This window comes from Robinsoniella sp. KNHs210, from assembly GCF_000686105.1.
Taxonomy (GTDB): domain Bacteria; phylum Bacillota; class Clostridia; order Lachnospirales; family Lachnospiraceae; genus Robinsoniella; species Robinsoniella peoriensis.
In genome coordinates, this window is the sequence record NZ_JMLZ01000001.1 from 1454492 (window position 1) to 1474332 (window position 19841).

The 19841-nt window shown below is 43.0% G+C and carries 12 protein-coding genes and 1 pseudogene; 10 read left to right on the forward strand and 3 right to left on the reverse strand.

Going from position 1 to position 19841, the window contains the following annotated elements; genetic code table 11:
• The first annotated feature begins 90 nt into the window (after positions 1–90).
• The 5 genes from CD03_RS32575 (at position 91) to CD03_RS0105660 (ending at position 7522) form a co-directional block, all read left to right on the forward strand.
• Positions 91–966, forward strand: a complete 876-nt coding sequence (locus tag CD03_RS32575; RefSeq protein ID WP_027292792.1) for a carbohydrate ABC transporter permease — start codon at positions 91–93, stop codon at positions 964–966.
• Position 967: 1 nt separating this feature from the next.
• The gene (locus CD03_RS0105640) at positions 968–1804 is read left to right on the forward strand and encodes a carbohydrate ABC transporter permease (RefSeq protein ID WP_027292793.1); all 837 of its coding nucleotides are present in this window, start codon (positions 968–970) and stop codon (positions 1802–1804) included.
• Between the two features lie 5 nt (positions 1805–1809).
• Positions 1810–3129 carry an MFS transporter gene (locus CD03_RS0105645; RefSeq protein WP_027292794.1) on the forward strand — a complete coding sequence of 440 codons (1320 nt, stop codon included), beginning with the start codon at positions 1810–1812 and terminating at the stop codon, positions 3127–3129.
• 169 nt (positions 3130–3298) lie between these two features.
• Positions 3299–5035 (forward strand): alpha-L-rhamnosidase-related protein, encoded by a 1737-nt coding sequence (locus CD03_RS0105655; RefSeq protein WP_242849049.1) that lies wholly within the window; start codon positions 3299–3301, stop codon positions 5033–5035.
• A 48-nt stretch (positions 5036–5083) separates the two neighbouring features.
• Positions 5084–7522, forward strand: coding sequence for a beta-mannosidase (locus CD03_RS0105660; RefSeq protein WP_027292796.1), 2439 nt, complete (start codon positions 5084–5086; stop codon positions 7520–7522).
• 186 nt (positions 7523–7708) lie between these two features.
• Here CD03_RS0105660 and CD03_RS0105665 read toward each other — a convergent pair whose 3' ends face one another.
• A complete protein-coding gene (locus CD03_RS0105665; protein ID WP_027292797.1) occupies positions 7709–9244 on the reverse strand; it encodes a glycoside hydrolase family 43 protein in 1536 nt (511 codons plus the stop codon).
• A gap of 209 nt (positions 9245–9453) precedes the next feature.
• On the opposite strand from CD03_RS0105665, the gene CD03_RS0105670 reads away from it, so the two are divergent.
• From CD03_RS0105670 to CD03_RS0105680, 3 genes are all read left to right on the forward strand, one after another.
• Positions 9454–10464, forward strand: a complete 1011-nt coding sequence (locus CD03_RS0105670) for a LacI family DNA-binding transcriptional regulator (protein ID WP_027292798.1) — start codon at positions 9454–9456, stop codon at positions 10462–10464.
• Between the two features lie 102 nt (positions 10465–10566).
• A complete protein-coding gene (locus tag CD03_RS0105675) occupies positions 10567–13641 on the forward strand; it encodes a hypothetical protein (RefSeq protein ID WP_027292799.1) in 3075 nt (1024 codons plus the stop codon).
• Positions 13642–13743: 102 nt separating this feature from the next.
• Positions 13744–16227, forward strand: a complete 2484-nt coding sequence (locus tag CD03_RS0105680) for an alpha-L-rhamnosidase-related protein (RefSeq protein WP_027292800.1) — start codon at positions 13744–13746, stop codon at positions 16225–16227.
• Between the two features lie 17 nt (positions 16228–16244).
• On the opposite strand, the gene CD03_RS0105685 is transcribed toward CD03_RS0105680, so the two are convergent.
• Together CD03_RS0105685 and CD03_RS39855 are read right to left on the reverse strand one after the other, a co-directional pair.
• On the reverse strand, positions 16245–17126 hold the full coding sequence (locus CD03_RS0105685) for an AraC family transcriptional regulator (protein WP_027292801.1): 882 nt from the start codon (positions 17124–17126) through the stop codon (positions 16245–16247).
• Between the two features lies 1 nt (position 17127).
• Positions 17128–17196 (reverse strand): annotated as a pseudogene (locus CD03_RS39855) (DUF6783 domain-containing protein); the annotation flags it as partial.
• Positions 17197–17496: 300 nt separating this feature from the next.
• On the opposite strand from CD03_RS39855, the gene CD03_RS0105690 reads away from it, so the two are divergent.
• Together CD03_RS0105690 and CD03_RS0105695 are read left to right on the forward strand one after the other, a co-directional pair.
• Positions 17497–18861: an MATE family efflux transporter gene (locus tag CD03_RS0105690; RefSeq protein ID WP_242849050.1), complete on the forward strand. Its 1365-nt coding sequence runs from the start codon at positions 17497–17499 to the stop codon at positions 18859–18861.
• A 127-nt stretch (positions 18862–18988) separates the two neighbouring features.
• Positions 18989–19840: an ABC transporter ATP-binding protein gene (locus CD03_RS0105695; protein WP_027292803.1), complete on the forward strand. Its 852-nt coding sequence runs from the start codon at positions 18989–18991 to the stop codon at positions 19838–19840.
• The last annotated feature ends 1 nt before the right edge of the window (position 19841 follow it).

Genomic DNA, 19841 nt, shown 5'->3' on the forward strand with positions numbered 1-19841 from the left:
CACATTGCAGCCATGTTGCAATACTGCAAATATAAGTGGTGTGAAAATGCTTTCCTGTCACACTGCTCAATCATAAACGAGGAGGACCCTATGAATAAATCTCTGAAAATGAAATTATTGCCATATTTGTTTATTGCACCAACCTTTATATTGCTGGCGGTTTTTTCTTATTTTTCTATTGGTAATGCATTTTATACGTCATTTACAGATTCTACGTTCGGAATTTCATCAAATTTGGTGGGATTTGAAAATTATATTGCAGCATTTAAAGATGAGATGTTCTTAACATCATTCAAAAACCAGGCAATTATCACCGTTGCAGCCGTTTTCTGCAGTGTATTTTTCCCGCTGCTGGCTGCAGAACTGTTATTTTTTATTAAAAGATCAAAGGTAGCAAATATTATTAAGACAGCATTTGTAGTTCCCATGTTAGTTCCTTCTATTGTTACAATTTTGATATGGAAATACCTTTATAATCCGAACTTCGGTTTTAACTCGATTTTAAAAGCCTTTGGTATGAATGGTCTTGCTCATAACTGGCTAAATGATAAATCTACGGCGCTTTTGTGTATCATTCTCGTTGGTTTTCCATTTGTATCCGGCATGTACTTTTTAATTTTCCATTCCGGATTGAATATGATAGGCGAAGAACTATACGAAGCAGCAATTGTTGACGGGGCAACCCAGTTTAATGTGGTGAAAGATATTCATCTGCCAAATGTAAAACCATACATGAAAATTGTGGTTACACTTTCCTTAATCGGAAGCCTGTCCGGATTTGGACTGGTTGCTGCCACCACAGGCGGCGGTCCAGGATATGCAACGATGATACCCGCCATGCAGATGTATAAAATTGCATTTGGTGATGGAAAGTTTGGATATGCTTCTGCACTAGGAGTAATTTTATTTATCGTAATTATAATTTTAACTTTGCTCACCAGAAGATTCTTGAAGGAGGAAGATTAGTATGCACAGTAAAAGAAAAATCGGAGTCGGGTACGTGATCAGCAGACTGCTTATTATTGCGTTGTTGATTATAACCTTCTTTCCCTTCGTTATGCTTATAAATATGTCGCTGAAACCCAATGTTATGATTGCAAATGATTTTCTGGGGCTTCCAAGAGAAATATATTGGGTCAATTTTGTAAAGGCATTTAAATTTGTATTCCGGCCTATTTTAAATTCCCTTTATGTATGCGGTATTTCCCTGGTATTAATCATTGTGATAGTAGCCATGTCCGGCTATGCCTTTGGAAGGATGAAGTTTAAAGGGAAGAATATTTTATTTTCCTTACTAATGGCTGTAATGATGGTTCCTTATACCTTGTTGATCATCCCTAATTATAATATTATTAAAAATCTCCATATTTTGAATACCTACTGGGGACTGATTATTCCTTATGTGGCGGGACAGCAGGTCTTTGGTATTATTCTGGCAGAGGCATTTTTTAAGGGACTGCCCAATGATATTTTTGAGGCTGCAAAGATAGACGGTGCCAGCGAGATTTATGCATTTGCCAAGGTTGCGGTGCCGTTGTCGAAGCCAATCCTGATTACAGTCGGGATTACATCGGTGGTTGCCATGTACAATGACTATATCTGGCCGACCATTGCCATGACCGGCGGAGATGAAGTGAAGACCTTCTGCCAGATCGTATTTAATAATGCGGCGGGCAAGGGAACTAACGATATGGGATTAATAGCAGCAGCATTTATAATAGGTACCATTCCGTTATTGATCGCAACATCCAGCTGCCTGAAATATTATATTCAGGGTATGATGGGTGGAGCTGTAAAAGGCTGATTGCCATGGATCATGATGTCAGGAAAAAGGGAATGTTTGCCCAGGTACGGTCCTTTAATGGGAATCAGAAGAAGTTTATGGTTTCCCAGATTGTGGGATCTGTGTATAACAGTATCGTATCCGGAGTTCTCATGACCGGATTCCTGCTCTACACAGGGGTGCCAGCCGCAGGGGTCGGCGTAATTCTGTCAATTCCCCTGTTGGCAAATGTACTCCAGGTACCTTTTGGGAAGATATGGGATTTTTTCCGCAATTCCAAGCAGGCGATTAACCGGATGGTTCTGCTTGCCAGATTATTAATATTATCCATTGTCTTTATTCCCCTGCTGGTGTCGGAGGGATCTCAATGGATGATGGGTGTCCAGGTAGAATTTCGGATTGCAGCGGTATCGGTGATTTTATTTTTTGCATATATTTTTGCATCCAGCTCCGGGATACGTTTAAACTACTGGATGGTAAATTCTATCCAGCCGGATATACAGGGTACATTTTTTGCATTCCGGGATAGGATCGTGGTGGGATTAACGACGCTGATTTCCTTTGGTGCAAGTACCTGTATTGATACACTGCAGCAAAAATCCAATGAATATATTGGTTTTGCAATTATCTTTTTTATTGCGGCTGTAATCGCGGTAATCGATTATATTGTAATCAGGAAAATTCATTATGAGGAACAGCTGGATGGGCAGTCCCGGATATCGCTGAAGCAGTGTGTCCGGATATTTCATGAAGATAAAAGATTTCTGCATTTTCTGATTTATATGTTTTTGCTTAGTTTCTCCATGAATATGGCAAATCCCTATTATAACGCCTACATGCTGGAAGAACTGCATTTAAATTATACAAATATTTTCATGCTGACAACCCTTCAGGTAGGAGTTCAGATTGCAGTTTCCTCGGGCTGGGGAAGGATCGCGCAGCATATTCCCTGGAAGAATATCCTGACGATTGTCACACTGGTTCTGGGAATCCAGTTTTTATTCTGGCCATTGGTTACGCCGGATTCCATTGGTTTAATTCTGGTCATCTTTATTACCAGCGGATTAATCGCTACAGGACTGGCAACGGCACAGTTTATGCTTCCTTATCACTATGTCAGACCGCACAATGCTATTCGGTATCTCAGCATTAATACGGCGCTTAGTGCATGCGGTGGATTTTTGGGAAGCCTTACAGGATCGAAAATCATATCGCTATTTAAAAATATGGACTTAAAAATTGGTACGGTTTCCATTGGATCTATGCAGATGAATATGATTATTTCCGGTTTGCTGATTCTGGGAACGGTATGTTACGCAAGATTAAAAATGAGGGATGAATCGTGAGGCCAGAAAACTGCAGACGGCAATACTTTTAAGAAGTGTTTATGGTTTTGGGTACCGGGTGATTCAGGAGATTCAGGCTGGAAAAAAATAAGCAATAGAAAGGAAGCCACGATGAGTTTTTTCAGCCATTTAATGTGTGGCAGTATTACAGGCATGCCTGTAATAGGAAATGGGTATAAATATGATCGAAAACAAAGGACAGAATAATAATATTTTCCGCATACTGGATAACAGTATTCTGGAGGATTGTGAAGAAGATAATAGAAAAAGGGTGTATATGACGCCCAGGAAAATACTGTGGGAATCGCAGGGAAATAAATGCCAGGTGGAGAACAGTTCTGCTTTGCTGGAAAACCGTTCTCCACAGATTTCCCTGGTTCCGGTAAATCCATGTATTTTAAAAAATAAGGGAGAAAGTGCCGGCATCCTTTTGGACTTTGGCGTTGAAATCCATGGCGGGATTTCCCTGCTGGTATGGAAAGCAAGCCTGACGCAGGGAATGCGGGTCAGAGTTCGTTTTGGAGAATCCGCCATGGAAGCCATGAGTGATATCGGGGGCGAAACCAATGCTACCAATGACCATGCAAACCGGGATATGATCGTTGAAGTACGGGATATGAGCATGAACCGCATTGGAGAAACGGGATTTCGCTTCGTTCGGATTGATTTACTTGATGAAGGAGAACTGGAAATTAAAACGGTGAAGTCTATCTTAATCTATAAAGATATTCCCTATAAGGGAAGCTTTTCCTGCAGTGACGAGATGTTGAACCGCATTTGGGATACCGGGGCATATACCGTACATTTGAATATGCAGAATTACATATGGGATGGAATTAAAAGGGACCGCCTGGTCTGGGTGGGAGATATGCATCCCGAAGTTACGACTATACAATCTGTATTCGGATATGATGAGAGTGTGCCAAAAAGCCTGGATTTTGTCCGGGAAGAGACACCCCTGCCGGGCTGGATGAATGGTTTTCCGGCATATTCCATGTGGTGGATCATTATACAGCATGACTGGTTTGTTCACACCGGTGATCTGGCATACTTGAAAACACAGAGGGAATATCTGAAGGGGCTGTACAGACAGCTGTCAGACGGCATTGATGAAAATGGCAAAGACAATACGCCGGAAGTACGGTTTGTTGACTGGCCGTCTTTCCAGAACCAGCCGGTTGTAGATGCGGGGCTGCAGGCGCTGCATGCTATGGCAACTCAGAAATTGCAGGAAATATTCACGGTTCTGGGAGAAGAAGAGTTGGTCCGCCAGTGTGAGGAAGATCTGAAGAAACTGGCATCATTTGATGCAGATTATAAGGATGCAAAACAGGCAGCGGCACTTTTGGTCATGGCGGGACTAAAAGATCCGGTGACGGTAAATGATCAGCTGTTAAAGGTTGGCGGAGCAAAGGGAATGTCTACTTTTATGGGGTATTATATTCTTACCGCCCGTGCAATGGCAGGAGATATCATAGGGTGTCTGGAATGTATCCGGGAATACTGGGGCGGTATGTTATCCCTGGGAGCAACTACTTTCTGGGAGGATTTTAATATAGACTGGCTGGAGAATGCAGCGCCTATTGACCGGATAGCAGAAGACGGGACAGAAGTTAATGTACACGGCACATACGGGGGGCACTGTTATGTGGGCTACCGTCACAGCCTCTGTCATGGCTGGGCATCGGGAGTAACTCCGTGGCTGATGGAAAATGTGCTGGGAATCCAGATTCTGGAGCCGGGCTGTAAAAAGGTAGCGGTAAAACCAAATCTGGGAGATCTGAGCTGGGCAAAGGGAAAATATCCAACCCCATATGGAGAGATCCAGGTAACTTGTATAATCCGCTCGGATGGAACTATGGATGTCCAGGTGGAGGCACCGGAAGAAATTGAAATCATTCAATAAACGGGAAAGGCAGTATTGCAGACAGCCTGCAATATAAAGGGTATCCGTATGATAACACAGAAGCTGAACGAAAACTGGTTTTTGCAGATCATGGACAGACGGGACAGGATTCCCGCCTCCGTACCCGGGTCTGTCTACAATGACCTGCTTTCTGCAGGCCAGATGGAAGATCCGTTCTGGCGGGATAACGAAATACAGGCTCTTAAAATAATGGAAAATGATTTTATTTACAGCTGTGAATTTTCAGTTACAGACGACTTATTGAAAGCAGATGCCAATATGCTGCATTTTGACGGAATTGATACTATTGCGGATATCATGCTGAATGGAAGCCACCTGGGACATGCCAGGAATATGCACAGAATCTGGGAGTATGATGTGACCGGGATATTAAAAAAAGACGGAAATCTGCTCACTGTGCATATCTATTCTCCCACCAAATTCATTAAAAAGTGTATGGAGGAAGTCATTACTTTAGGTACGCCGGATTGTATGGAAGGTTTTCCCCAGATTCGAAAAGCCCATTGTATGTTCGGATGGGATTGGGGTCCCAGGCTTCCGGATGCGGGAATCTGGAGAGAGGTATCCGTAATCGGGATATCCCGTGGGAAAATTGACAGCGTGTATATTACACAGGTACCGGAAAACGGCGGTGTGAGGCTGGACTATGAGGTGGAACTGGCAAAACTTCTGGAACATAAAGAAGTGGAATTCACTTATGAGGTTCATATTACAGATCCCAATGGGAAAAAGACTTCATATACCCAATCGCCGAAAGAATCGTTCATAGAAGACCCCATGCTCTGGTGGCCGAACGGTTTTGGCAGTCAGCCGTTGTATACCCTGGAAGTGGTTTTATCGGCAGAGGGCTGTATAGTTGACTCATGGAAGCGCAGAATCGGTCTGCGGACTATGGGAATTCAGAGGAAAAAGGATGAGTTTGGAGAAAGCTTTGCCCACGAGGTGAACGGTATTACAATCTTTGCTATGGGGGCAGACTACATTCCGGAAGATAATATTTTTTCCAGAATAACGAAAGAGCGTACCCGGAAATTACTGGAACAGTGTGTTGCTGCTAACTTTAACTGTATTCGTGTGTGGGGTGGCGGTTATTATCCGGATGATTATTTTTTTGATATCTGCGATGAGTTGGGACTGATTGTCTGGATGGATTTTATGTATGCCTGTGCAGTGTACGAGCTGACGGATGATTTTGATGAAAATATCCGTGGGGAGATTGAAGAGAATGTAAAACGTATCCGTCATCATGCATCACTTGGGCTCTGGTGCGGAAACAATGAAATGGAAATGTTCGTAGATGCCGGGGACTGTGTGAATTCCCCAAAACAAAAGGCTGATTATATTAAAATGTATGAATATATTTTCCCTCAGATTATGAAGAAGTGTGATCCAAATACCTTCTATTGGCCGGCAAGCCCCTCTTCCGGAGGCAGCTTTGATTTCCCTAACGACCCGGACCGGGGTGATGTGCATTATTGGGATGTGTGGCACGGTGGAAAACCATTTTCGGAATATCGAAAGTTTTACTTCCGCTATGCCAGTGAATTCGGATTCCAGTCATTCCCCTGTGCCAAGACGGTGGAAAGCTTTACCTTGCCTGAGGACCGCAATATTTTCTCCTATGTAATGGAAAAGCACCAGAGGAATAATTCTGCAAATGGGAAAATTATGAATTATCTGTCCCAGACTTTTTTGTATCCAAAAGAGTTTCCCGTTCTGCTATATGCCTCCCAGCTGCTGCAGGCAGAAGCAATCCGTTACGGGGTGGAGCATTTCAGAAGAAACAGGGGAAGATGTATGGGCGCAGTCTACTGGCAGTTGAATGACTGCTGGCCGGTAGCATCCTGGTCATCGGTTGATTATTTCGGACGGTGGAAGGCGCTTCACTATGCGGCGAAAAGGTTTTTTGCTCCGGTTCTGCTGTCCTGCCAGGAAGAGGGATTTTTAACACAGAGTGCGAATATTAACGAAGAACCAAAAGAATATGAGAAGAGTATCCGGTTCAATGTCTCAAATGAAACCCTTACGGAGAAAAAACTGACTGTTGTATGGTCTGTGAGAGACGCCCTGGCTAATGTATGCAGAGAAGAGGCACTGGAACTGGTAGTTCCGGCTATGGACAGTGTATGGTGTGAAAAGATTCTCTTGCCGGATGTAAATATTTATGAGGAATATGTCAGCTATGAACTTTTGGAAGAGGGAAAAAGCGTGTCTTCCTCCAGTGTTATTTTTTCCGTGCCCAAGTATTTCCAATACAGGGATCCGAAGCTTTCCTGCCAGGTACAGGGGGATGAAATTATCGTGACGGCGTCAGCCTATGCGAAAAGCGTAGAGATCAGAAACAAAGAAGAAGATCTGATTTTATCGGATAATTACTTTGATATGGATGCAGGTATGAAAAAAGTCAGGATAATCAGCGGGGTACCGGATCAAATGGAGCTTAGAAGCGTCTATGATATCAGGTGACACCCTGTTGCCTGTTGTCTGAAAGCAACCCGGCGTACGCATCCTGGGGAATAAGAAATCCACATTCAGAAGATGCGGCTGGCTGCATCTTCTGAATGTGGCATGCTCCGATTAACCGGCTCATATTTCTAATCCGTGTATTTGCTTTGTATAATAGTGCAGCCTGTTCCGGTTTTAATTATGATGTTATGATTCCGGTTTGAAATGACAGGTGAAGGAGTTAAAGTGCCCGGTACCGGACTCGGTAAACATACCCAGATAGGTGCCTACAAAGGTTAAGGAATAAGTTCCTTCCGAGCAAAGGCCGGCAGTCATACCCTGACCCAGTGTTGTATAGGCAGAACCGTCCGTACTATATAGAAATGTATAATAGTTTCGGTCTGCGATGATTTTCAGATAAATTTGTCTAAAATCTTCTTCTATGGGCCGTGATGTGATGGCTTCCATATCATGTACCTGCCTTCGCAGGCATAGCTGAAAGCTGGTGTCTGATCTCTCCAGGTAGAGGTCATAGTGGTAGGAATCATTATAATAGGCTGTAATACCGGTTCTTTGTCCCGGAATGAAGTGATTTAAGACAACACACTCTGCCTCGGTACAGAATTCTTTTTGCCGGATTCCAAGAAAAGCCGGACTTTTTGTATGGGTTGAAAGTGAGACACCTTTTTGATCCTTCATTTCCAGATACTGTCCGCCTGCATGGATCTGATAATCTAAGAGGTCTGGATTTCTGATAAAATTGTACTGCAGATTTATCATATTGTCCCGGAAATAGTCTGTAAATACAGTTGTTTCCGGAAGCTGCGGGGATGTGATGGGTCCGTCCATGGAGTAATCTATGGTTCCGTTTGTACCAATTACGGGCCAGCCCTCGTCATCCCAATAAAGAGGAGTGAGGAAAGTTTCACGGCCCAGATTATGCAGAGAAGGGCCTAGCTGGCGGATTCCAAGACAAACCATCCACCAGTTGCCGGCGGGGTCAGTAACCATATGGCCGTGTCCGACGCACTGAATGGAGGAATCAGAATCTTTATGGGACAGAACGGGATTGCGGGGACAGCTTTCATAAGGACCATAAATGTCTTTGCTGCGCAGGATCGTTACCATGTGTCCGTAGCCGGTTCCGCCTTCTGCCATAAGCAGATAATACCAGCCGTCTTTCCGGAATATATGGGGACCTTCCGGTGCGATACCGCCGTTGCCTCTGGAAATCAGCCGGCTATCCGTAAGCATTTCCCCTGTCCGGATATCAATTTCACAGAGATAAATGCCGTGGGTTCCCCCAATTAGTGCAGAGGTAGTGAAATAAACATGTCCGTCTTCAAAGAAAAGCGAAGGGTCGATGCCACCTTGTTTTACAAAGACAGGATCAGACCAGGGGCCTTTCATGTCGCTGGCTGTTACGATAAAATTCCCGCCGTTGGAGACATTGGTGACAGTCACATAGAAAAGCCCATTTTCAAAGCACAGAGAGGGGGCATAGATTCCTCCGCTGGCATTGTCGGGGATGGGGACATAGGATGTCCGGTGCAGAAGGTCCAGCTGGGAGTCCCGGTCCAGACAGTAACTGATTAACTGCCAGTTTACCAGGTCTCTGCTGTGGTAGACTGGGATTGCAGGAAAATATTCAAAGGAAGAAGTTACCACATAGTAGTCTTCCCCGACTCTGCAGATGCTTGGATCCGGGTTAAACCCTTTTATAATAGGATTTTGATAGTTCATAGGATTTGTCCTTTCCTGTTACTGTTATACGTGTAGCGATTTTTAAAAACATAGCATATCCATAAGAGAAAGTCAATATAAAAACGAAAAAATTCTTTTGATAGTTTACTTGACGCATCCAAATCTCTCTTTTATAATAAAATAATAACGACACGTATAGCTGAAAAATCAGTGATGAATTCCGTCACATAAGTAAAGGATAAAAACCCATGAAAGTAACCAGGTCAGATGTAGCAAAAGCAGCGGGGGTAGCACCGGCAACCGTATCATATGTATTGAATAATTCCAGGCAGATTTCTGAAAAGACCAGGAAGAAAGTTATGGATGCCGTTAACGAGTTAAATTATCAGCCGGATTTAATTGCCAGGGGGCTGGTGACGAACCAGACGATGCAGCTAGCTCTGATTTTAAGTGATATCGGCAATCCTTTTTATGGAGAAATTGCCAGGGCATTTGAACAGAGTGCTTTAGAAAAAGGATACTTTGTAAGTATCTGTTCCGGTGAAGGGAATCTGGACCACTATTTGGAGAATCTGGTGCGGCGGCACGTGGACGGAGCTGTAATATTTGCAAATCCCACTCATTATCAGATGGAGAATGTAAGGAAGCTGGTTGACAATGATATTAAAGTTGTAATCAGTGGAAACCAGGTGCCTGACCAGATTGCATCGATTGAGAATGATTACATTTCGGGAATGGAGCAGGCGCTTACCCACCTGTCAAAATACGGGCATAGAAGGATTGCCTACTTCAGCTGTTTTGGAAACCAGTCACGATACGATACCAGAATCGATGGTTTTATAAGTGCAGCAGAAAAACTTGGACTGCATCAATCCGATATTCTGTTAGTAGAAGGAAAACCCCCATATCATTCCGATCTGGAAACCGGTAAGGAAATGGCACAGGAAATTATACGCAGGGGAATGCCGGTGACAGCGGCTGTTTGTACAAATGATCTAATGGCTATGGGTGCCATTCAGGAATTCCATCAGGCTGGTATTAAAGTACCGGAGGATATATCCATAATTGGCTGTGATGATATTATGCTTGCTTCAGCCATGATTCCTGCATTAACAACCATAGGAATTGATAAAGAAAAGCTTGGAAGGGGTGCTTTTGCATTATTATACCGTCAGATAAAAAGCGGAGAAATTAAACATGAAAAAGTGACTGTGGAGTTAAAGGTACGCAGTACTACATCTAAGCCGGCAGTCAGATAGACCGCCGGGCAGTACCTGACAGATGAAGATTAGAAACATATTATTTTTTTAACCAAACAGCTACACGAGTAGCGAATAATGAAATCCAGAGGGGAGAAAGCTATGACAATCAAAGAGAAACAGAACTTATTTTCAAACCCACCCGCAGAATTCCGGGGAAAGCCGTTTTGGGCGTGGAACGGAAAGCTTGAGGAACAGGAGCTTTTACGTCAGATCGATATTATGAAAGAAATGGGATTTGGCGGATATTTTATGCATTCCAGAACAGGGTTGGAGACGGAATATCTGGGAAAAGAATGGTTTGAACTTACCAATGCATGTGCCGGTTACGGAGAGAAACAGGGAATGGAGTCCTGGCTCTATGATGAGGACCGATGGCCATCGGGCAGTGCGGGGGGTATGGTGACAAAAGATGAAGCTTACCGTGCCATGTTCCTGGATATGGTGGTAGTAACAGACCGTGATGCTCATAAGCATATGGATATGTATCACTTAGAGAAATCGTCTGGCGAACCGGATACCGTCATTCGTTTTGCCTGCAGATTAACGGAATTAGGTTACAGGGAAGAGAGAATTCTAACGGATGGAGAATTGCCATTATCAGGGGAAGCTGAGGTGATTTTTCGCATCAGGTATTCAGAATGTAAAGATGTGTATAATGGTTTTACCTACCTGAACACAATGGATAAGGCAAGTGTAGAACGTTACCTGGATGTGACCCACAACGCATATGCCAGATCCTGTGAAGGCCGTTTGGGATCATCAATAGCCGGAATTTTCACGGATGAACCCCACAGAGGCGCTTTATTTTCTACTTTTTCCGAAGGACGGGAAAATGCAGTTCCTTTTACACCGGGGTTATTTGAAGAATTCCAGAAAAGGTTTGGTTATGATTTAAAAGAACATCTCTTAGAATTGTTCCTGATCCGGGGGGAAAACCGGATACGGAAGGTTTCCAGAGACTATATCGAACTTTGCCAGGAACTGTTCCTGGAGAACTTTGCAATACCAATGCAGCGCTGGTGTCAGGAGCATCAGCTTAAATTCACCGGACATGTGCTTCATGAAGATTCTCTGACCACACAGACTGTTATGCAGGGATCACTGATGCGCTTTTATGAATATATGGATTATCCCGGGGTTGATGTGCTTACGGAAGAGAATGAATGCTGGTGGATTGTAAAACAGGTAGTGTCGGTGGCTCGCCAGCTGGATAAAAAATGGGTCCTGTCTGAACTGTATGGCTGTACAGGCTGGCAGATGGACTTTGAGGCCTATAAAAATACAGGAGACTGGCAGGCGCTGTTTGGCATCAATCTAAGATGCCCTCATTTATCCTGGTATACCATGAAAGGGGAAGCGAAGAGGGATTTTCCAGCCAGTATCTTCCATCAATCCGCCTGGTATGAAGAGTATCATTATCTGGAAGACTATTATTCCAGAATCCATGCAGTGTTATCAGAAGGAGAGCCGGATCAGGAACTATTGGTGTTAAATCCCATTGAAAGCGTGTGGGCAAGGGCTTATTCCGGTGCTTTTTCCGGTCTGGAACCCAGAGATACGGAGATATTGAAATTAGAAGAACAATACCAACAGGTCTTCCATACTTTAGTGAAGAGCAGAATAGACTTTGATTATGGAGAAGAAGATATCTTATCCCGTCATGGCAGGGTAGAAGATGGCAGGCTGATTGTTGGAAGATGTGCTTACAAAAAAGTCCTGGTTGCAGGAATGGAGATAATCCGTTCATCCACAATTCAGCTGTTAGAAGAATTTGTAAAGCAGGGAGGAACGGTTATTTTTGCCGGTGACGTGCCGGGATATGTAGACACGGTGCTTTCTGACAGGGCCAAAAAGCTTGCAGAGTCTGCCATTACCGTACCATTTCAAAGCGAAGATATTGCAGGGCAATGCAGAAGCGGAAATGAAATCGGCATACAGGGTGAAGGAGAAGAGTACATCTTTGCACAGGTGCGGCTGGATGGCTTCAGTAAGACTGTTATGCTGCTCAATGTGAACCGTAAGAAAGGATTCCGGAATCTGACAATTTGTCTGGGTAAGGGAGAATCAGCTGAATTATGGGATGTAAGAACAGGGATGGTTTCAATACCGGAACAGTACCATAAGGACGGGAAGATTTTTGTTAAGACAGATATAGAAAAAGGAGAAGAAAAGCTGTACATCCTGACTTCAAGTAAGAGAGATCTGCCGGAAGAAAAACAGAAGGATGTAAAATTGGATCGGATTTTATTAGAAAACAATAAGTTTTCCTATAAATTGGGAGAAGCAAATATTTGTGTGCTGGACATGGTATCTATAGAGACAGAAGCAGGTGATGTAATTCCATATATGGAGGTTCTGAAAGCAGATCAGGAATTGCGGGATATCTATGGTGTTCCTCATCGGGGCGGCGAAATGCTGCAACCCTGGTATGAAAATAAAAATGGCGGTGCCGACGGAGCTCTTGGTAGGATCAGACTCTGTTATACATTTGAAGCAGACTATATACCGGACAGTTTAACAGTTGCCGTGGAAGATCTGGAACATATATCCGGGATGAAAATAAACGGCCAGCCTGTTTTTACAAAATCTGTCGGAAAGTGGCTGGATATCTGTTTTGATAAAATTCATATTCCCGGTTCACTCCTTCAGACAGGGAAAAATCAAATAACAATGGAATATGATTATTACAGAATCTGCGGCGTGGAAGCAGTTTATCTGCTTGGGGAATTTGGTGTCAGGACGGATAGCAAGGGAGCATTTGCAAAGCTGACGGCATTGCCGGATAAGCTTCTCATTGGTGATATCACCAGCCAGGGACTGCCGTTCTACAGCGGTTGCCTTTCTTATTATATTGAAGGTACGGATGAAAAATACATGCAGGTAAAGATACCGAAGTGGGAAGGCGCATGCCTCAAGTGCATAGGAAAAGAGGAGAAAACCATTGCATTTGCTCCTTATGAAGCAGATATCCACAGTTTAAAGGAGATTCAGCTGTATCTGACCAGGAGAAATACTTTTGGTCCCCTTCATCAGCTGCCGGCTAAATCCATTGCCTACGGCCCGGATAATTTCCTGACCAGAGGCAATGAATGGTCGGATGCCTACGTTCTCTATCCTCAGGGAATTATGGAATCCCCTGAATTTTACCTGATATCTGAAGATGGAACTAAATAAAGGTATGGTATAAAATATATGATTGAGCATTTATGATTGAAAATACACATTGATAATGCATGATTGGAAATGCGTTATGGAATTTGATAAAGGAGAAGTGATATGGAAGAAATATTTAAAGCGGCGAAACAGATATTTATAAAAGGTATGGAGCAGCAAGCAAACACATATGCCTGCTTTTCCAAAACTTTTGAAGTTAATGATATTCAGGAGGATCTGATTCTTCTGATCAGTGCGCACGTCTCCTACCGGGCATATATAAATGGAACATTTATTAGCCATGGGCCGGCACCGGCTCCGTTTGGATATCTGAGGGCAGACAGGATCAAGATAAACGGACAGGTCAAACTTGGGAGGAACCGTCTGTCTGTGGAAGTCATGGGATATGCGCCCAGAGAGAATAATTATGCGACTTTTGAAAGCTCCTGCCTGTGTGCAGAAATATATCAGGGAAGTGAGATCGTAATTTATACGGACAAATTATGGGAGTGTAATATTTTTGAACAGAAGTATCTGAAGACGGAAACACTGTCCTTTGGAAGGAGGGTGCCGCTGGAATGGTATAGGCTGGATCATGGCTATGGCAGATGGAGGGCAGATGGTATCAGCGGCGGGCTGGTATGTGAAGAGTTAGACCGTCCCTGTACCTTTTTGGAAAGGGGCGTATCCCTGCCGGAATTCAAAATAGATGATTCACCTGTTTTCTCAATGGCTGTCAGTATGATGAAAGGAACCGGTGAGGGTCCGGCAGTAGATTGGTGGGAATCGGAAACATATTATGGCAGTGTAGGTACTAATGATCTGTGCAGGCCCTCTGCAGAATGCAGCGCACTAAAAAATACAGCATTTGACGGGACTATTTTCATAGAAGACAATTTTGACAAACAAGGTGCTGTTGTCCTTAGTGATTATACGGCGCCGGCAGGGCTGGAATTTGCATTTGAAGAAGCGGAAACAGGTTTTATCGGGATTATATTTGAAAGCAAGGAGCCTGTTCAGGTGGATATTCTCTTCAATGATTATCTTACGGAAGACGGCGGGGTTCCGGCAAAAGCAGATAGTGTCAACAGAGTAATCCGGCTGCAGACAAAAGGGGGAGAATATGCATTTGAAGGGTTTGAAGCGCATTTTTTAAAGCATGTAAAGCTGATTGTAACGGGTGGAAATACGTTCACTGTGAAGAAGCTGTATCTGCGTTCATATCGCCATCCGGATCAGTACCGTGCAGATTTTCGCTGTGATGATGATCTGCTAAACCGCATTTACCAGTCCGGAAGACAGACCTTACTGACCAATTCCCTGGGATTTTTCCTGGATTCACCGGAAAGAGAACGTGCAGGATGGGCAGGAGACAGCTATTGGACCGGTAGAGCTGCGCAGGTGCTGCTGTCTGACGTAAAAATAGAACGAGCCATGCTGGAAGATTTTCTGCTGGCTGAACCTACTAAGATGATGCCCTATTCCTTCCCTAGCTGCTGCTGTGGCGGTGACCGGCAGGAAGAAGTGATGATGCCAACCTGGAATATGTTTGTTCTTCTGGAGCTTACGGATTATTACAGACGTACAAAGGATGATGAGCTTCGGGAAAAATATAAAGCCCGTGTCTATGGCTGGATGAATGCCATTACAGATTATGAAAACGAAATGGGATTATTGGAAGATCTCCCAGGCTCCCTTTTCCTGGACTGGTCCGCTTCAAATCAGGAGGACTATAACAGACCGATATCCACAGCAATTAATGCATTCTATGCATTTTTGCTAAAACGTACTGGAGAATTGTATGAGGAAGTACGGTTTTTGGAAAAAGCAGAACGGGTTTATAGGACCTTAAGGGAGAAGTATGAAAGCATAAAGGCTGCCAGACATGAAGTATTCACCATGTATCCTTATATTGCCGATTCACTTTATACAGAAAACAATCAGCTTAAAGAGAAGAAATTTTACAGTGAAGCCGCCCAGTATTATTATTTCTGGAGCGGTATGCTGGATGAAAAACGTGCACCTGAGCTTGCAAAGAGCATTCTATCCCAGCTTGGCCCTGCACCGTCAGAATTTCGCGGTACCGCCCATTTATCCCTGGGTAATGCGGGGATCTTCTTCGGTTATATGCTGCGGTTTGAGGTTCTGAGTATGCTGGGAGAATTCCAGCAGCTGAAAAAAGATCTTATGTATCTGGGAAATTATATGGTGTCAAGAGACCCTCATACGTTCTGGGAGACTTTAGGTGGAACAGACAGCAGAAATCATGGATTTGGGGCGCATTTAGCTGTAGTCTGCGTAAGAGATTTCCTGGGAATAGAAATTCCGGACCGGGTAGAAAAAAAGGTAAAAATAACACCGCATCCCAGTGGACTGAAATGGGCAAAGGGCGGTTATAAAACGGTTGACGGACCGGTACAGGTACAGTGGTACCAGAACAAAACAGAGTTCCGGCTGATTGCAACCATTCCACAGGATTACCAGGCAGAGATTACGCTTCCGAAAGAATTGATGTATGCAGAAAAAGTCCGGGTAAATGAAATCCTGCAGGATATGGAACAGATTGTAACCGTAAAAGGGAACGTCTCAATCTGTATACCACTGTAGAATGTATAAACCTGACACTATTTTCTGCTGCGGTATTCCGTGGGAGAGCAACCCATAAATTTACGGAATACTTTTGAAAAGTAGTTGGAATCTGCAAAACCCACCAGAAATGCTGCCTCTGTAATGGAACAATTGAAATTCATCAAATGGGGAAGACTCTTTTCAATGCGGTATCGCAGTAAATAATCAAACAGGGATTCATGCATGTGTTTTTTAAATAGCCTGCAGCATTCGCTTTTACAAAGATGTATGGATCCCGCAATATCTTCCAGGGTGATTTTGGCCGGGTAGTTATCCTGTACAAAAGAAAGAATGATTTTCAAACGGTCCAGATTCTTTTCGTTAATGTAATTATCATGTAATAAATCAGAATAATGTTCTAAAATGATAAGCCACAGCTGATGCAAAATTAACTGAATCTGCATTTCAAAAAAATCCCCTTTTTGGCGGCTGTGCTGATGAATTTGGATAAGTGCTTCAATCACATCATGATGCCACGCTTCCTGCAGGTCAAGGCAGATGGAAGATAGCTTTTGGTTTTGCAGCAGCGGGGCTACGTACTTTGTGTGGAGCAGGCTTTTTTCATATCCGTAAATCAGCTTGGGGTCAAAGGTGAGGGAGATATAATGACAGTCTTGCCCATCTTTCATGTATCCCGTATGTAAAGTATTTGCGTTGCCAAACAGGGCCTGCCCTGACTTTAAATGAAATTCTGATTGATTAATCCGGTAAAGCATTTCTCCTGAAACTACCAGGGTGAATTCTATTTCCGGATGCCAGTGCCACATAAATGATCCCGCTTCGTAGCGGGATAAGATCTCGTCACTTACCAGAACGGGAAAAGGAAAATTTCCATGTTCTTTCATTTCTTTTTGATCTTGGTTAATCTGTATCTGCATTCTAAGCCTCTTTATATTCCTGGAAATTCATTCCCGTCATCTGCACATCCCACGTTGCGGCATATTTACCATAAAGTTAGATCACGCAGCCGTTTGCTCTGCTCGATCTCCATCCGATACAAATTTTACAAACTGTGATGTACATTTTTCAGAAAGCAATTTTAACGCCCTCTTGTAATTGAGATGGTTTTTGTGTCTGCCTTTTCATTACCATTATAATAAATTCATGGATATAGTCAATAGTTCATTTTCTCAATATATTCCTTGTCTGTCCTATGATCGTCAAGGTTGTTTTTTTACATTCCTTTATAATAAATTCATAACAGATCTGAGAAATCAATTATTATGAAAGGGTTTAGGGGATGAGAAAATGACAGTGAAAAATAAAATGAAAAGCGTAATAAAAATGAATAAAAAGTGTGCGGATAAAGTAAATGATCCTCAATTATTTAAAATGTCACTTCCAATCTTTATTGAATTGATGCTGCAACTGCTGGTGGGGAACATAGACCAGGTAATGATGAGCCGGTATTCCCAGAATGCTGTGGCAGCGATCGTAAATGCCAATCAGGTAATGAACCTGGTAATCATTTTTCTAAACATGGTCAGCATGGCTGCGGCAGTGATATTATCCAGGTACCTGGGTGCTAAGGACGATGATAATGCTTCCAGAACCTGCATGTTATCGCTAGGTTTCATTAGCGTGATCAGTACGGTAATTACAGTAATTATTCTTTTTGTCAATAAGCCAATTTTTTCTTTAATGAAAATACAGCGGGAAATCATGGGTGAGGCCAGGCTGTACCTGATGATTGTCGGAGGTTTTATTCTGATTCAGGGGTTATATCTGAATTTTGCGGCAATCCTCCGCGCGTATACATTAATGAAGGAGGTCATGTATGTATCAGTGGCAATGAATCTGCTTAATATTGCAGGAAATGCCGTTTTAATTAACGGATTGTTCGGTATGCCGGTGATGGGACTTGCAGGTGCTGCAATCTCCACGGTTATCAGCAAAATCATTGGCCTGCTGATACTTATATGGATTTTCAGAAATAAGATCCGTCTGTCTTTTGGGGCAGGGCTGTTAAGGCCTTTCCCTTCCGGTTTATTAGGAAATATGTGTAAGATTGCAGTTCCCTCCGGGGCGGAATGCCTGTCCTATCAAATGTCGCAGCTTTGCATACTGGGCATTATCAATACCTTTGGAACTGTGGTAACGGCGGCAAAGGGTTATTGCAGTATTCTGGCTAATTTCTCTTATCTGTATGCTCTGGCGCTGTCACAGGCAACTCAGATCCTCACAGGTTATCTATGTGGGCAGAAACGCATGAATGAAATAAAGAAAAGAGTATTTTCTACAATGAGAGTTTGTATAGTCATATGTTTTTGCGGAACCTTTTTACTTTTTATTAACAGTGATCTGGTTCTTCGAATCTTCACAGATAACACCGAGATTCTCCAACTGGGAAAAAAGATCCTGTTTCTGGAATTCTTTTTGGAATTTGGAAGATCCATCAATAATATTCTGACCAGAAGTCTGATTGCTGTTGGTGATGTAAAGACACCAATGATCGTGGGGATTACCGGTCAGTGGATGATTGCATTTACCCTGTCATATGTGTTTGGAAAGGAACTGGGACTGGGTCTTCCTGGGGTATGGATTGCCATGGCACTGGATGAATGTATCCGTGCACTTATATATGTAATCCGGTTTGGGAAAAAGAGGTGGTAGAGATTACCGTTTAAGGACATTGAGATACCAATTACGGACATTTCGGCACAATGGACATTTTTGAGGTAAGATTTCTTCATAAAGTACATAACAGAAAAACAACAGGCTATATGAGGAGGTAATTATTGTGAAAGATGCATTGTGCGTAACGAATTTGTCAAAATCATTTGAAGATTTTACACTACAAAATATCAGCTTTTCGATTCCAACAGGCTCTGTAATGGGGCTGATTGGAAAAAATGGTTCCGGTAAAACCACAACCATTAAATTAATCCTGAATTTACTGAAATGCCAGACGGGTTCTGTATCTGTATTAGGAATGGACCACATAAAGCAGGAACAGGAATTCAAAGAGCGCATAGGTGTGGTTTTTGATTCCCACTTTTTTGTAGACGAGTGGAAAATGTCAGATGTGGAAAAGTCAATGGGTATGTTTTATAAAAACTGGAACAGGAAAATATTTTACCGGTATCTGAGTGATTTTAACATTGGTAAAAACAAACGTGTAAAAGAGCTGTCAAAGGGAATGCAGATGAAACTCATGTTAGCCTGCTCCTTTTCCCACAAGGCTGAACTTTTGATTCTGGATGAACCCACCAGCGGGCTGGATCCTGTATCCAGGGATGAGCTTCTGGATATCTTAGCGGATTATACGGAGGATCAAAATCACAGTGTACTGTTTTCAACACATATAACACCGGATCTGAATAAAATTGCAGACAGCATTACGTTCATTAACAATGGCAAACTGTTGTATACCGGAGAAAAAGAAGATTTTACAGAGATGTACCTGATAGTTTCCGGTGACAAAGGACAATTAACTAAGGATATCAAGTCCCTTCTTTTAAGTACAAAAATATCTGGAGATCACTTTGAAGGGCTGGTCAGAGCAGATCATCTGTCAGAAGTATCCCATTTAAAGAACAGGCATGCAGACATTGATGACATTATCGTATTTATGGATAAAGGAGACTTTTAAT

Bases quoted from the DNA above. Each gene is read 5' to 3' on its own strand.
- CD03_RS0105670 (WP_027292798.1), top strand. From the start codon at position 9,454: ATGAAAGTAACCAGGTCAGATGTAGCAAAAGCAGCGGGGGTAGCACCG.
- CD03_RS0105660 (WP_027292796.1), top strand. From the start codon at position 5,084: ATGATAACACAGAAGCTGAACGAAAACTGGTTTTTGCAGATCATGGAC.
- CD03_RS32575 (WP_027292792.1), top strand. From the start codon at position 91: ATGAATAAATCTCTGAAAATGAAATTATTGCCATATTTGTTTATTGCA.
- CD03_RS0105655 (WP_242849049.1), top strand. From the start codon at position 3,299: ATGGGTATAAATATGATCGAAAACAAAGGACAGAATAATAATATTTTC.
- CD03_RS0105685 (WP_027292801.1), bottom strand. From the start codon at position 17,126: ATGCAGATACAGATTAACCAAGATCAAAAAGAAATGAAAGAACATGGA.
- CD03_RS0105675 (WP_027292799.1), top strand. From the start codon at position 10,567: ATGACAATCAAAGAGAAACAGAACTTATTTTCAAACCCACCCGCAGAA.
- CD03_RS0105690 (WP_242849050.1), top strand. From the start codon at position 17,497: ATGACAGTGAAAAATAAAATGAAAAGCGTAATAAAAATGAATAAAAAG.
- CD03_RS0105665 (WP_027292797.1), bottom strand. From the start codon at position 9,244: ATGAACTATCAAAATCCTATTATAAAAGGGTTTAACCCGGATCCAAGC.
- CD03_RS0105645 (WP_027292794.1), top strand. From the start codon at position 1,810: ATGGATCATGATGTCAGGAAAAAGGGAATGTTTGCCCAGGTACGGTCC.
- CD03_RS0105680 (WP_027292800.1), top strand. From the start codon at position 13,744: ATGGAAGAAATATTTAAAGCGGCGAAACAGATATTTATAAAAGGTATG.
- CD03_RS0105640 (WP_027292793.1), top strand. From the start codon at position 968: ATGCACAGTAAAAGAAAAATCGGAGTCGGGTACGTGATCAGCAGACTG.